Genomic DNA, 14,074 nt, shown 5'->3' on the forward strand with positions numbered 1-14,074 from the left:
CATGCCTTCCGGCCAAACCCATGCTGAGAGCCCGCGCCGCGGCGGCCTGCTGCCGCTCCGCGTCGGCACCCGCGGCTCGCCCCTCGCGCTTTGGCAGACCCGGCATTTCCTGTCGATCGTCAGCGTCCTGTGTCCGGTGCTGCGGGCGGTCGGCGCCTTCGAGGAGCATGTGATCGCGGTCGCCGGCGACCGGATCCTCGACCGCCGGCTGGCCGATATCGGCGGCAAGGGGCTTTTCGCCAAGGAGATCCACGAGGCCCTGCTGGACCGCCGGATCGACTTCGCGGTGCACAGCCTGAAGGACCTGGAAACCGAGATGCCGCCCGGCATCGTGCTGGCCTGCACCCTGCGGCGGGAGGATGCGCGGGACGCGATCATCCTCGGCCCCGGCTGCGGCGCGCCCGACCCGGCCGACCCCTATGGCTGCCTGGCCGCCGGGGCGGTGATCGGCACGGCCTCGGTCCGCCGCCAGAGCCAGATCCTGCACGCCCGGCCCGACCTGCGCTGCGCCATGATCCGCGGCAACGTGCAGACCCGGCTGGGCCGCGTGCGCGGCGGCGAATTCGCCGCCAGCCTGCTGGCGTTGGCCGGTCTGAAGCGGCTGGGGCTGGAGGCCGAGGCGGCGGTGGTGATCGACCCCGAGGCCATGGTCCCGGCCGCCGGCCAGGGCATCGTCGGCATCACCGTCCGCGAGTCGGACGAGGAATTGCGGGAGCTGCTCTCGGCGATCGAGGACCGCACCGCGGCGGCGGTCAGCCGGGCGGAACGCGCCTTGCTCGGTGCGCTGGACGGGTCCTGCCGGACGCCGATCGGCGGCCATGCCCGGCTGCTGCCGGACGGCCACCTGCACCTGACCGGCCTGGTGGCGCGGCCGGACGGGTCCTTCCTGCTGAAGCGGGCGGTGACCGGGGCTGCGGCGGATGCGGTGCGGCTCGGTGCCGAACTGGGCGACAGCCTGCGGGCCGACAGCCCGGCCGACCTCTTCGCCTGAGGCGATGCCGCCCGGCGTCCTGATCACCCGGCCGGAGCCCGGCGCGGCGGAGACCGCGCGGCGGGTCGCGGCGCTCGGCTGGCGGCCGATCCTGGCGCCGGCCCTGGTGCTGGCGCCGCGCCGCTTTGCCTGGCCCCCCGCCCAGGCCCTGCTGCTGACCAGCCGCGCCGCCGCCCGCGCCCTGCCACCGGCCGACATGCCCGCCCCTTGGCCGGTGCTGGCGGTAGGGGAGGCGACCGCGGCCGAGGCGCGCGCGCGCGGCTTCGCTCGAGTCGCGGCCGCCGCCGGCGACGCCGCGGCGCTGGCCGAGCACGCCGCCCGGACGCTCGACCCCGCCGCCGGCCCGCTGCTGCTGGCGGTGGGGGAGGGGTACGGGGCGGACCTCGCCGCCGACCTCCGGGCGCGGGGCTTCCGCGTGCTGCGCCGCGTCGCCTATGCCGCCGCCCCGGCCCCCGCCTTGCCGGCCGCAGCCCTGGCGGCGTTGCAACGAGATGGTGAGGTCGTTTCCGTGCTGTTCTTCTCGCCGCGGTCGGCACGCTGTGCGATGTCACTTCTGAAGGCTGCCGGCCTTGCCGAAACCGTGGCGCGGACGGCGGCGTTGGCGATCAGCCCCAGGGTCGCCGAAGCGGCGGTTTTGGGGCTCGCACCCCTGGCTTGGCGCGCGGTGCGAGTCGCCGATCGGCCGGACCAGGACGCATTGCTGGCATTGCTCGGTCCCAGGTAGGCTGCATCCTATGAGCGACACTCCTCCCGAAACGCCGGCCAGCGCCACCGCGCCGGTCGCCCGCAATTCCCCGCTGAACCCGCCGGCGCCGAAGCGGCTGGACCCGGCCGCCGTGATGATCGGGGTCGGCGGCGTGGTGCTGCTGCTCGCGGTCTGGTGGCTGCTGACCACGCCGCGCGCCACCAGCGACGCCAGCATCGACCCGGCCCGCGTGGCCCAGCTCGAGCAACGCCTCGGCGCGCTGGAAGGTGTCCGCGGCGAGCTCGGCACGCTCGGCGGCCGGCTGCAGGCCCTGGCCCCGCTGGAAGGCCGCGTGCAGGGGCTGGAGAACAAGCCGGCCCCGGCCATGCCCGACCTGCGGCCGCTGGAAAGCCAGCTTGCCTCGCTGGCCGAACGCGCCGCGGTGGCCGAGCGCAGCGCCGCCCAGGCGACCGACCGGTCGGCCGCGAACGAGCGCCGGCTGCAGGGGATCGAGGCGAAGCCCGCCTTCGACCCGGCCGCCATCACGCCCCGCGCCGCCTTCGATGCGCTCGGCACCAGGGTCGAGGCGCAGGCCGCCCGCATCCAGCAGCTCGACGCCGATCTCGGCCGCCGGCTGCAGGAGGTCGCACGGGCCGACGAGCAGCGCGAGCAGGCGGCGCAGCAGGTCATGCAGCAGAAGCTGCAGGAGCTGACGCGCGGCGACGAGGAGCGCGAGAAGGCCGCCCGGCAGGAGGCCGAGAAGAAGCTGGCGGCGCTGGAGAAGACGCTCGGCGAGCGCATCGCCGCGCTGGAGACGGCGCAGAAGCAGATGAAGGACCTCGAGAGCCGCACCGCGCGGCTGGCGGCGATCGACCGGCTGCGCGGCGCGCTGCTGGCCGGCCAGCCGCTGGGCGAGGGCCTGGCGAAGGTCGATCAGCCGCCGGCGGCGCTGGCCCGCTTCGCGCAATCGGCGCCGCCGACCGAAGCCTCGCTGCGGCTGTCCTTCGAGGATGCCGCCAAGGCGGCGCGTGCCGCGTCCGATGCCGCCATGCAGCCGGACGGCAGCAAGGCCGGGGTGGTGGACAGCGCGCTGTCGCGGCTGGGCGGGCTGGTCACCGTCCGGCGCGGCGAGCAGGTGGTCTGGGGCGATGCCGCCGAGGCCGAGATCGAACGCGCCCGGCGCGCGCTGGAGGCAGGGGATGTCGAGATGAGCCTGACCCATGTCGACAAGCTGCCGCCGCCCGCCCGGGCCGCGATGCAGGGCTGGGCGGATCAGGCGCGGTCGCTGGTCGCGGCGCGCGCCGCGCTGCGCAGCTTGGCGGCGGGCTGAGCCGATGCGGACCGCCATCACGATCCTGCTGTTCCTGGTGCTGGGCGTCGCCGGTGCGATGTACCTGGCGCAGCTCGGCGGCACGGTGGAGATCAAGGTCGGCGACGCCTGGATCGGGACCAGCTTCCCGATCGCGCTGCTGCTGCTGGCCGCCGGCTTCCTGGTGCTGCACGGCATCCTGGCGGCGATCGCCGGGATCCGCCGCTGGCCGCAGCGGATGCGCGCACGGCGCACGGCGAAGCGCCGGGCCGAGGGCGATGCCGCGGTCACCCGCACGCTGATCGCGCTCGCCGCCGGCACCGCCGAGGCGGCGCGGCTGGAGGTGCGGAAGGCGCGCAACTATTTGGGCGACACGCCGCAGACCCTGCTGCTGACCGCCGAGGCGGAGCGGCTGTCGGGCCGCGAGGAGGCGGCGTCCGATGCCTTCCGCCTGCTGGCGCAGCGCGACGATTCCCGCTTCCTCGGGCTGCGCGGCCTGCTGCGGCAGGCGATGCAGCGCGGCGACTGGGCGGCGGCGCGGGCGCTGGCGAAGGAAGCCGAGGCGGTGCAGCCCGGCGCCGCCTGGCTGCGCGAGGAACGCGCCCAGCTGGCGCTGCACACCCGCGACTGGCGCGAGGCGCTGGCGCTGCAGGCGCCCGACCTGCCGAAGCCGGTGCTGGCGCTGGCCGCCGCGGCGCAGGAGCCGGACCCGGCCAAGGCGGCCGAGCTCGAGCGGCAGGCCTTCCAGGCCGACAAGTCCTTCGTCCCGGCGGCGATCGCGCATGCCAACCGGCTGCGCGCCGGCGGGTCGTCCCGCCGGGCGCGCGGCGTGCTGGAGGAGGCCTGGGCGGCCTCACCGCATCCGGACCTGGCGGTGCCCTACCTGGCCGACGAGCCGGACGACCTGAACCGGGTGAAGGCGGCCGAAGGGCTGATCCGCCGGAACCAGTCGGCGCCGGAAAGCCGGCTGCTACTGGCCCGCTCCGCGCTGGCGGCCGGGCTGACCGGCCGGGCACGGACCGCGCTGGAGGCGCTGGTGGCCTCGGGCGAGGCGGACCGGCGCGCCTTCCTACTGCTGGCCGAGCTGGAGGAGGCCGAGCACGGCGAGAGCGCCGAGGCGCGCGCCGCGCAGTCCAGGTGGCTGCGCCAGGCGGCGGCGGCACGGCCAGAGCCGCGCTGGCGCTGCGGCCATTGCGGCACCGATCACGCCGCCTGGGCGCCGGTCTGCAACGCCTGCGACACGGTGGGGCAGATCGGCTGGACCGCGACGCCGCGGGTCGCGGTACCTGTGGTGACGGCGGCATAAAGCGCATGCGGGGCCGGCGAAGGGGCGTTGCCCTTTGCCGGCCCCGCGTGTATCTCCCCGCGACCCTGGCCCGATGGGCCACGATGCCGACTTAGCTCAGGGGTAGAGCAACTGATTCGTAATCAGTAGGTCCGGGGTTCAATTCCCCGAGTCGGCACCATCCTTCCCTGCGACCTTGCCTCTTGCGACCCTGCCGGCCTGCCGCCACCTTCCCGGATTGGGAAAGGGACAGCATGCCATGCATCGTCGTGACCTGATCGCCCTCGCCGGCGCGGCGCTGGCCGCCCCGGCGCTGCCGGCCGGCGCCGCCACGCCGCCCCCGCCCGGCTACCGCGTCACCTGGTTCGACGCCGCCACCCCCGGCAGCGGCCGCGTCGGCTCGCGCGACGTCACCGCCGCCGGCGACGGCACCATGTGGTTCTGCGGCCAGCGCAACGGCACGCTCAACCGGCTCGACCCGCGCGACGGCAGCATCCGCGTGGTCGCCCTCGGCCCGGGCGCCGCGCCGCACGGCGTCATCCGCGGGCCCGACGGCGCCGCCTGGGTCACCGAGGGCGGCCAGAATGCCATCGCCCGGGTCGACGCCAAGGACCATCGCGTGCAGCTCTGGCCGCTGCCGGAGCGCTTCGCCAATGCCAACCTGAATACCGGCGTCTTCGATCCGCGTGGCGTCTACTGGTTCACCGGCCAGAACGGCATCTACGGCCGCCTCGACCCGCGCAGCGAACGCATGGAGGTGTGGGAGGCGCCGCGTGGCCGCGGCGCCTACGGCATCACCCGGACGCCGCAGGGCACGCTCTGGTACGTCTCGCTCGCCGGCAACCACCTGGCGCAGATCGAGGACCCGGAGACCGGCCGGGTCCGCGTGCTCGACCCGCCGACGCCGAACCAGGGCGCCCGCAGGGTCTGGTCGGACAGCGCCGGCCGGCTCTGGATCAGCGAGTGGAACAGCGGCAACGTCTCGGTCCACGATCCGCGCGACGCGTCGTGGCGGGCCTGGAAGCTGCCGGGCCAGCGGCCGCGCGCCTATTCCGTCTGGGTGGATCCGTCCGACAAGGTCTGGCTGACCGATTTCGCGGCGAACGCGGTCGTCCGCTTCGACCCGAGGGACGAGAGCTTCCTTGCCTTCCCCTCCGACCGCCCGGGCGCCAATGTCCGGCAGATGGATGGCCTCGCCGGCGAGGCCTGGGGCGGCGAGAGCGGCACCGACCGGATCGTCCGGATCCAGTACGGCCTGTGAGCCGCGCCAGCCTGCTGCTGCTGCTCGCCGTGCTGCATCCCGGCCCGGCGCCGGCGGCGGAGGGGCGGCAGGTCTTCGCGGCGCGTTGCGCCGGCTGCCATGCCGCGGCGCCGGGCGCCCCGCCGGGCGCCGGGCCCAGCCTGGCCGGCGTGGTCGGCCGCCGCGTCGCCGGCGATGCGGAATTCGACTATTCGCCCGCCCTGCTCGCGGCGCGGGAGGCCGGACAGGTCTGGGATGCCGGCCTGCTGCAGCGCTTCCTCGCCGACCCCGATGCGATGTTCCCCGGCCTCTGGATGGGCGCGAACGGGCTGCGCGATGCCGCCGACCGGGCGGCGGTCGCGGCCTTCCTCGCGGGCACGACGCGCGCCGATTGACTCGGTGCCGTGCCGCCCAGCACGATGCCGGCAAGCAAGCGTGGCCCGCACGGATGGGCCGGCACGGGAGGGTACGCAGAGATGCATCGCAGAGGCCTGCTGGGCGCCATCGCGCTGTCGGCGCCCGCAATCAGAAACGCCGCCGCGCAGCCCGCGCCCGACCGCTGGCCGAACCGCGAGATGCAGCTCGTCACCGGCTTCGGCCCGGGCGGCGGCACCGACCTCATCGCCCGCGCCATCGCCGCACATATGGAAAGGGCGCTCGGCGTCTCGGTCGTGGTGCGCAACACGCCGGGCGCCGGCGGCACGCTGGGCCCGGGGCGGATCGCCCAGGCCAAGCCGGACGGCTATACCTTCGGCCTGGTCGGCTTCTCCGCCCTGGTGGTCGCGCCCCTCACCATGGACCTGCCCTACAAGCCCTGGGAGAGCTTCGACTTCCTCGCCGTCACCTCGGAGCTGCGGATCGGCATCCCCGTCGGGCCGTCGCTGCCGCATGTGAAGACCATGGCCGACTTCATCGCCGAGGGGCGGAAGCGGCCGCTGACCATCGCCAGCACCAATCCCGGCTCGGCGGTCAGCTTCTTCGACCTCGCGCGGCTGACCGGCATGCAGATCACCTACGTGCAGATCAGCAGCATCACCGAGGCCGCCACCCAGGTCGCCGGCGGGCATATCGACAGCTACACCGGGACCTCCGAGATGATCGGCCTGATCAAGGGCGGCAACCTGCGCATGCTGGCGAGCGCCAGCGTCGACCGCTGGCCGGAATTCCCCGAGGTGCCGACGCTGATCGAGCTGGGCCACGAGACGGCGACGCGCCAGCTGATCATCTGGGCCGGGCCGGCGGGCATGCCGGTGGCGATCCGCGACCGGCTGGAGGCGGCGCTGCTCGATGCGGCACGCGACCCCGAGGTCCTGGCGCGGCAGAAGGCAGCCAGCATCGCGCCGCGGCCGCTCGGCCGGGCGGAGACGATGGCGCTGATCCAGGAGGTGCGGCCGGGGGTGGAGGCGGCGCTGGTGGCGTCCGGGATGGCGCGCAAGCGCGGCTGATCCGGCGGGCGATCCGCACCGCGCGGGACAGCGGTTCAGGCCAGGCCTGAACGGCTCCGCAGGGTTCCGCCGTGGCATGCGGGCCGGTGCCTTCCCGTGCGCGACGATCGGCCGGCGTCGAGGACCCCGCTTCCGTGACCGCCGGATCGGCCCGGCGCGGTCGAGCTGCCGCCGGCGGATATCGTCCTGTCCGGCGGGACGCAGGGCAGCGAGGTGGTGCGGCGACCGGCAGGATTGCGCCCCGGCCGGCGGGTGCCGTGCATCGGCTGGCCGCCGGGTGGCCTCTGCCGGATCGGTCGGGCCTGCGCTTCGTCGTCACCGCGTCGCGGTCCACCCGAGCCGGCGACCGCGGGCCCGCTGCGCGCATCATGCCGGAGCCGTCGCCCTGCAGCCGCCGGAGGCGACCCCGGGTGCTGCGCAGGGGTCATGGCGGTTTGCGTTCGACCGTGAACGCAGCGCCGCCGTCGCCCGTCGTCGCCCGAGCGCCTTCGCGCATCTGCGCTTGGTGCCCTCCCGTGATCTGCTCCCGGTCCTGCCGCCGCGCCGGCGAGGCCAGCACGAGCAGCAACCCGCGCGGCGGATGCGTCTGGGTGCCTGGTCCTTGTCCCGCGACCCGGGCCTGCGGCACCGGGCCATAGGCGGCGGCGACCGCCTCGGCCTGTTCGTGGGCGAGCACCCGCGGCAGCCCCGGCCGCAGCACCACCAGATAGGCGACCAGCTCGGCCAGCGCCGCCTCGGCACCACAGCCGCGGGCGAGCAGGCAGCGGTAGCGCAGCATGGCGCCGCGCAGGTGCGGCGGGGTCCCGGCAGGGAGCGGCGAGGAGTCGTCGGGCATGCGGCCGACTAGAACATAGCATGAACTAACATTCCAGCCGGAACCGAAGGCCTGGCGCGCGATCGGTTATTCACGCAATAAAATCGCTATTTATTCGTATTCTGCGACCCGATCCTTGACAATCACCACTGGACTTCGCAGATTGAGCGTGTTGCCGAGGCATTCTGCGTCGGCACCGCGGGATTTGATCCATGCAGCTTGCACCGCGTCACCAAGCGCTAAAGCGCCGCCGTCCCGATCCCGGCCCCTGCCTGGGGCAGGGTCCCGGCGGGCGCTGTCGGCGCTGACCGCAACGGGCGCGTCGCGCCCGGAGAATCCCCAGCCCCATCAGCCGCTTGCCGCCCTCCCGACCCGGAGGGCCGAAGGACCGACCATGCACACTTCCCGCCCGATCGAGGTGCAGGGACGCTTCGTCGGCGTCGCCATCACCCAGGCCGCCGATTGGCGCTTCATCGCCACCGACCCCGCCGTCGAGGATCTCGACGGCGCCACCTTCCCCAACCCGGCCGCGGCGCAGCGCGTCGCCGGCCTGGTCCTGCAGCGCAGCCGGCACTCGGCCGGCCCGGTGCGGCGGCCCGTGCCGGTCCGATGATCGGCCAGGCTGTCCGCACCTTGCTGATCCTCGCCGCGCTGCTCGGCGTGCTGGCCTTCGCCGGGCTGGCGCGGCCGCCGCAGCTGCCGGCCCGTATCCTGGAGTTGTCCCGATGATCTCCCGCCGCCTGCTGCTCGGCGCCGGCCTCGCCGCGCCATTCATCCGTCCTGCCGCCGCGCAGGGCTTCCCCGACCGCCCGATCCGCTATCTGGTGCCCTATACGCCGGGCGCGACCAACGACAACGTCGCCCGCACCATGGCGCGCGCCCTGCTGCCGAAGCTCGGCCAGCCCGTGGTGGTGGAGAACAAGGCCGGCGCCGGCGGCGCGGTCGGCGCCCGCTTCGTCGCCGACGCCAAGGCGGACGGCCATGTGCTGCTGAACGCCTCGGCCGCCAACCTGACCATCGCGCCGCACCTCAATGCGGTGGGCTACGATCCGCTCCGCAGCTTCGCGCCGGTGGCCTCGGCGGGCGAGGCCTTCGCCCTGGTCGCGGTAAATGCGGACCTGCCGATCCACAGCATCGCCGAGCTGATCGCCTATGGCCGCAAGCACCCGGGCGCGCTGAACTATGCCTCTCCCGGCATCGGCTCGGTCGGCCAGCTGCGCGCCGCGCTGCTGGCGGACGAGGCCGGCTTCGATGCGGTGCACGTGCCCTTCCCGGGCAGCGCCCCGGCCTCGACCAGCGTCATCGCCGGCGATTGCCACCTGATCATCGACCCGATCGCCGCGCCGCATGTCGAGGCCGGGCGGCTGCGGGCGCTGGCCGTGGTCGGCGCGACCCGCTGGGACGCCTTCCCGGATGTGCCGACGCTGGGCGAGCTGGGCCTGGGGCAGGACTGGCCGGGCAGCGGCTGGTTCGCCATGTTCGCCCCGGCGGCGACGCCGGCGCCGGTGGTGGCGCGGCTGAACGCCGCCTTCAACGGGAGCCTGGCCGAGCCCGAGGTGGAGGCCGCGCTGCGCCGCTTCGGGCTGCGGCCGGAGGCCCTGGCGCCGGAAGAATTGGCGCAGCGGCTCGCGGCCGATCATGCTGCGGTCGGGCGGGCACTGCGGCGCCTGCGCATCGCCTGAAGAAGCAAGGTTGGGGAGGGAAAGGTATTCCCTCCCCAAACCCCACCCTTCCTTTCTGTGGGCTTGGCACGCGCCGCGCGGCACGTGCCAAGCCCACAGAAAGATAGATGAGGGGGTCCGGGCGAGAATGCTTTCTCCCTCGGCCTCAGAAACGGAGGAACCCGGCGTGGCCCACCCGCTCGAATTCATCGGCATGATCTCCCACCGCTTCCAGTCGGAGATCCACCCGCCCAGCGGCCCGGTGGTCGATCCCGGCTATATCCGCAGCTTCGCCAAGGCGCACGAGGATGCCGGCTTCGACCGCATCCTGGTCGCCTGGGGCAGCACCTCCCCGGATGCCCTGCTGGTGGCGTCGCAGGCCGCGGCGGCCACCGACCGGATCGGCTTCATGGTGGCGCACCGGCCGGGCTTCATCGCGCCGACGCTCGCGGCCCGGCAATTCGCCACCTTCGACCAGCTGACCGGCGGGCGTGCCGCGATTCATGTCATCAGCGGCGGCAGCCCCACCGAGCAGAAGCGCGACGGCGACTACCTGCCGCATGACGAGCGCTATGCGCGGTCGGAGGAGTACATCGCGCTGCTGAAGCGGCTGTGGACCGAGGCGAAGCCCTTCGACCACGCCGGCAAGTACTACCGCTTCGAGCAGGGCTTCGCCGAGGTGAAGCCGTTGCAGCAGCCGCACATCCCGGTCTTCTTCGGCGGGTCGTCCGACATCGCCATCGAGATCGCCGGCCGCCAGGCCGATGTCTACGCCTTCTGGGGCGAGACGCTGGACCAGGCGCGGGAGACCATCGCGCGCGTGCGCACCAGCGTGGCGAAGGCCGGGCGCGACCCGGCCGCCATCCGCTTCAGCCTGTCCTTCCGCCCGGTGCTGGCGGACACGGAGGAGGCCGCCTGGGCCCGGGCCGACCGCATCATCGCCCGCATCCGCGACCTTCGCCCGACCGGCTCGGGCGGGTCGAAGCCCGAGAGCGTCGGCTCGCAGCGGCTGCTGGAGGCCGCCGCCGGCGGCAAGGTCCGCGACAAGCGGCTCTGGACGGAAGTGGCGGCGGCGGTCGGCGCCGGCTCGAACACCACCGCCCTGGTCGGCACCGCCGAGCAGGTGGCGGACAGCCTGGCCGACTATGCCGCGCTCGGCATCGACACCTTCCTGATCCGCGGCTTCGACCCGCTGGAGGACGTGGCGGGCTATGGCCGCGACCTGCTGCCGGCGGTGCGCGCCGCGGTGGCCGCCCGCGGCATCCTGCCCGTCGCGGCGGAGTAGCGCCGATGCGCCTGACCCGCCGCGCCGCCCTGGCCGCGCCGCTCCTGCTGGCGGGCGGCGGGGCCCGCGCCCAGGACTTCCCCGAGCGCAGCGTCCGCGTCGTCGTCCCCTTCACCCCCGCCGGGCAGACCGACATCATCAGCCGGCTGGTGGCGCAGCGGCTGCAGCAGGACTGGGGCCGCCCGGTGGTGGTGGAGAACCGCCCCGGCGGCAACGCGCAGATCGGCGCCGATGCGGTGGCCAAGGCGGCGCCGGACGGCCACACCCTGCTGTCGATCACCCTTACCCATGCGGTCAATGCGTCGCTGTTCCCGCAGGCGCCCTACGACTTCCTGCGCGACCTGAAGACCCTGACCCTGCTGGGTTCGCTGCCGCTGGTGGTGGTGGTCAACCCGGCCATGCCCTGGCGGACCCTCGGCGAACTGGTCGCCGCGGCGCGGGACGGGGCGCGGCTGAATGCCGGCTCCTCCGGCACCGGCTCGCCGCCGCATCTGGCGCTGGAGCTGTTCCGCCGCGCCACCGGGGCAGGGGCCTCGCTGGTGCACGTACCGTATCGCGGCGGCGCGCCGGGGGTGACGGATCTGGTCGCCGGCAACCTGCACATGCTGGTCTCCAACCTGCCGGAATGCATCACCCAGGTGCAGGCCGGACGGCTGCGGGCGCTGGCGGTGACCGATGGCGCGCGGCACCGGCTGCTGCCCGATATCCCGACCACCGCCGAGGCCGGGCTGCCGGGCCTGCGGATCACCAGCTGGACAGCGATCCAGGCGCCGTCCGGGGTGCCGGAGCCGCTCGCCGACGACATCGCCGCCGCCATCCGCCGGGCGCTGGGCGACCCGGGCCTGCGCGGCAAGGCGGCCGAGCTCGGCTTCGACCTGATCGGCGCCGACCCGGCCGAATCCCGCCGCTTCGTCGCCGCCGAGGTGACCCGCTACGCCCAGCTGGTGGCGGAGGCGAATATCCGGGCGGAATAGGGCGGATCGCCGCAGGGCGGGATCGCCCGGAGGCGTGAATCCGCACGCTCTGCAGAAAACGCGGATCGCCGCAGGGCGGGATCGCCCGGAGGCGTGAATCCGCACGATCTGCAGGAAATGCGGGTCGCCGCAGGGCGGGATCGCCCGGAGGCGTGCATCCGCCCGTGGGGCAACGCGCCGGTGCGGCGGCTCACCCCTTCGCCGCCAGCCTTTCCAGCGGCAGCAGGACGTCCAGCACCAGCCCGGTCGGCGACCAGTCGCGCCGCAGCGTGCCGCCGAGCTGGCCGACCAGCGTCGCCTCCAGCACCCGGCTGCCGAAGCCTTCCTTCTCCGGCGCGCTGGGCGGCGGCGGGCCGCCATGCTCCTGCCAGCGCAGCCGCAGCCGCCCGGCCTCCTCGTCCAGCCCCCAGGACAGCGTCACCCGCCCTTCGGCCTGCGACAGCGCGCCGTATTTCGCCGCATTGGTGGCCATCTCGTGCAGCGCCATCGAGACCGGCTGCACCGCGTCCTCGGCCAGTTCCAGCGCTGGGCCATCGAGCCTGAGGCGCGGCCCGTCCGCCTCCTCCGGCATGACCGAGGCCACCTCGCCCGCCGCCAGCACCGCCAAGTCGACGCCGCGCCCGCCGGTCTCGGCCAGCAGGGTCTGCGCCCGGGCCAGGGCGGCGACCCGGCCCTCGACGAGGCGGATGAATTCGGCGGTGTCGCTGGCGCGCGTCATCCGCACCGCGGCGCCGACCAGCTGCAGCGCGTTCTTGGCGCGGTGCGCCACCTCCTGCGCCACCAGGGCGCGGCGCTCCTCGGCCAGATGCCGGTCGGTGATGTCGACATTCACCCCGAGCAGCCGTGCCCCCTTCCCATCCCGCGACGGCAGCCGCCGGCCGCGACCGAGCAGCCAGCGCAGCTCCCGCGTGCCGTCCGGCCGGATGCGCAGGATGCGGAATTCGGCCTCGTAGACGCCGGTGCGCATCGCGTCGCGCGCCGCCGCCTCGGCCAGGGGCCGGTCCTCGGGGTGCAGCAAGAGGAGGAAACGGGCGAAGCCGAGCGGCGTCTCCCGTGCCGGGTCGAGCCCGAACATCGCATATTGCTCCGGCGACCAGCGCAGCAGCCGGGTCCCGGCATCCCATTCCCAGATGCCGATCCCCGCGGCCTCCTGCGCCAGGCGGAGCTGCGCGGCGCTTTCGGTCAGGTCCCGGGTGCGTTCGGCGACGCGTTGCTCCAGCGTCGCATTGGCCTCCCCCAGCGCCCGCTGCCGCCGCCAGACCGCGCCGGCCAGGCCGACCAGCAGGCCCCAGGCCGGCAGGCCCACCGCCAGCTCCCCGGCGATGGCGCCCCACCAGGCGGCGCGCACCGCGGATTCCGGCCGCGCCGCGGCGGCATAGACCGGCCAGCCCTCGACCCGGCGATAGACCGCCAGGCGCCGCACCCCGTCCAGGCTCGAGCGGCCCTGCACGATACTGCGCTCCGCGCCGCCGGCCAGCAGGCCGGCCAGGGCGGTGTCGGCGGCGACGCGCAGCGGCGGTCCCTGCGGCCCGAAGCCGGCCGACCGCGCCAGCACCAGTCCGTCGGCGCTGACCAGGGAGAGCAGGTCCGCGCGATCGCGCAGCAGGCGCTGCAGGTTGGCATTGGCGGCATCGGTATAGACCGAGACCTCGACCACCCCGTCATAGCCGTCCGGCCCGGGCGGGTTGCCGCTGCCCTGCCGCCGCCGGCTGACGCTGAAGAAGGCGCGGCCGTCGAGCCGACCGACATGGACCTGGCCGACATGCGGTTCCGGCGCCGCCGGGTCGCGCAGCACCTGATTGAAGTCCCGGTCGGCAAAATCCCTGTCGCGCGGCACCGGAAAGGCGGTGGCGCCGACCAGCATCCGCGACTCGCGGTCGAAGGCGAAGAGGGTCAGCGGCCCGCTGCCATCCGGCGCCTGCCCGGCGATACGGCTGAAGATGGCGTGCAGCCGCGCCTCGTCGGCGCGGATCCCGGCATCGGTGAGGCCGGCGATGGCGTCGTTGGCGCGCTGGATGCGCAGGTCGTGGCCATCCAGCACGCGGCGGAGATGCTCGGCCCCCATCTCGGCGGCGCGCAGCATCTCGGCCTCGGCATTGCGCCAGGCGGCGTTCCAGCCATGCCAGGCAAGGCCGGCGATCAGCAGCAGCGGCAGGGTGACGATGCCGACGAGCAGCAGCAGGCTGCGCCTGGCCGGCGGCGGGGCGGACGCACCCTGGCCATCAGCGACCCCCGGCCGCATCCGCGCCAACGCGGCCATATCCATCCCCCCGGCAACGACCTGGACGATTGGGCCGCTAGCGGGACGGTTTCGTCAAGCGTCGAGGAACGGTTTCGGATCAGAGGCTTGTGTGACGTTGCCGAGAGTTATGTTCCGCACGGTTC

Annotated in this window: 13 protein-coding genes and 1 tRNA gene; 12 read left to right on the forward strand and 2 right to left on the reverse strand. The window is 74.4% G+C overall.

All coding sequences use genetic code 11. The features are described 5' to 3' along the window. Position 1: 1 nt before the first annotated feature. The 8 genes from hemC (at position 2) to ACFQS7_RS02825 (ending at position 6,955) form a co-directional block, all read left to right on the forward strand. On the forward strand, positions 2-991 hold the full coding sequence (gene hemC / locus ACFQS7_RS02790; RefSeq protein WP_380065487.1) for a hydroxymethylbilane synthase: 990 nt from the start codon (positions 2-4) through the stop codon (positions 989-991). Positions 992-995: 4 nt separating this feature from the next. Next, a complete protein-coding gene (locus ACFQS7_RS02795) occupies positions 996-1,715 on the forward strand; it encodes a uroporphyrinogen-III synthase (RefSeq protein WP_380065488.1) in 720 nt (239 codons plus the stop codon). A 10-nt stretch (positions 1,716-1,725) separates the two neighbouring features. Beyond that, entirely contained in the window at positions 1,726-3,006 is a 1,281-nt protein-coding gene (locus ACFQS7_RS02800; protein WP_380065489.1) for a hypothetical protein, read from the forward strand. Between the two features lie 4 nt (positions 3,007-3,010). Further along, positions 3,011-4,291 carry a heme biosynthesis HemY N-terminal domain-containing protein gene (locus tag ACFQS7_RS02805; RefSeq protein WP_380065490.1) on the forward strand — a complete coding sequence of 427 codons (1,281 nt, stop codon included), beginning with the start codon at positions 3,011-3,013 and terminating at the stop codon, positions 4,289-4,291. Between the two features lie 85 nt (positions 4,292-4,376). Then, a tRNA-Thr gene (locus tag ACFQS7_RS02810) sits at positions 4,377-4,451 on the forward strand. Positions 4,452-4,529: 78 nt separating this feature from the next. Continuing rightward, positions 4,530-5,531 (forward strand): hypothetical protein, encoded by a 1,002-nt coding sequence (locus tag ACFQS7_RS02815; protein ID WP_380065491.1) that lies wholly within the window; start codon positions 4,530-4,532, stop codon positions 5,529-5,531. Beyond that, positions 5,528-5,905: a c-type cytochrome gene (locus ACFQS7_RS02820; RefSeq protein WP_380065492.1), complete on the forward strand. Its 378-nt coding sequence runs from the start codon at positions 5,528-5,530 to the stop codon at positions 5,903-5,905. Before ACFQS7_RS02815 ends, ACFQS7_RS02820 begins: the two co-directional genes overlap by 4 nt. 81 nt (positions 5,906-5,986) lie before the next feature. Next, positions 5,987-6,955 carry a Bug family tripartite tricarboxylate transporter substrate binding protein gene (locus ACFQS7_RS02825; RefSeq protein ID WP_380065493.1) on the forward strand — a complete coding sequence of 323 codons (969 nt, stop codon included), beginning with the start codon at positions 5,987-5,989 and terminating at the stop codon, positions 6,953-6,955. A 424-nt stretch (positions 6,956-7,379) separates the two neighbouring features. Here the strand turns inward: ACFQS7_RS02825 and ACFQS7_RS02830 are convergent, their stop codons facing one another. Further along, positions 7,380-7,790, reverse strand: a complete 411-nt coding sequence (locus tag ACFQS7_RS02830) for a hypothetical protein (RefSeq protein ID WP_380065494.1) — start codon at positions 7,788-7,790, stop codon at positions 7,380-7,382. Positions 7,791-8,163: 373 nt separating this feature from the next. Here ACFQS7_RS02830 and ACFQS7_RS02835 point away from each other — a divergent pair, with 373 nt between their 5' ends. The 4 genes from ACFQS7_RS02835 to ACFQS7_RS02850 all read left to right on the forward strand — a co-directional run bounded on the left by ACFQS7_RS02835 (position 8,164) and on the right by ACFQS7_RS02850 (position 11,689). Continuing rightward, positions 8,164-8,382 (forward strand): hypothetical protein, encoded by a 219-nt coding sequence (locus ACFQS7_RS02835; protein WP_380065495.1) that lies wholly within the window; start codon positions 8,164-8,166, stop codon positions 8,380-8,382. Positions 8,383-8,494: 112 nt separating this feature from the next. Continuing rightward, complete coding sequence (locus tag ACFQS7_RS02840) at positions 8,495-9,451, forward strand: Bug family tripartite tricarboxylate transporter substrate binding protein (RefSeq protein WP_380065496.1); 957 nt, start codon at positions 8,495-8,497, stop codon at positions 9,449-9,451. Between the two features lie 127 nt (positions 9,452-9,578). Further along, positions 9,579-10,715 (forward strand): LLM class flavin-dependent oxidoreductase, encoded by a 1,137-nt coding sequence (locus ACFQS7_RS02845; RefSeq protein WP_380065497.1) that lies wholly within the window; start codon positions 9,579-9,581, stop codon positions 10,713-10,715. Between the two features lie 5 nt (positions 10,716-10,720). Continuing rightward, a complete protein-coding gene (locus ACFQS7_RS02850; protein WP_380065498.1) occupies positions 10,721-11,689 on the forward strand; it encodes a tripartite tricarboxylate transporter substrate binding protein in 969 nt (322 codons plus the stop codon). 190 nt (positions 11,690-11,879) lie between these two features. Here ACFQS7_RS02850 and ACFQS7_RS02855 read toward each other — a convergent pair whose 3' ends face one another. Beyond that, entirely contained in the window at positions 11,880-13,949 is a 2,070-nt protein-coding gene (locus ACFQS7_RS02855) for an HWE histidine kinase domain-containing protein (RefSeq protein ID WP_380065499.1), read from the reverse strand. Positions 13,950-14,074 lie beyond the last annotated feature (125 nt).

The sequence above is a fragment of the Dankookia sp. GCM10030260 genome (assembly GCF_042666655.1).
Taxonomy (GTDB): Bacteria; Pseudomonadota; Alphaproteobacteria; order Acetobacterales; family Acetobacteraceae; genus Paracraurococcus.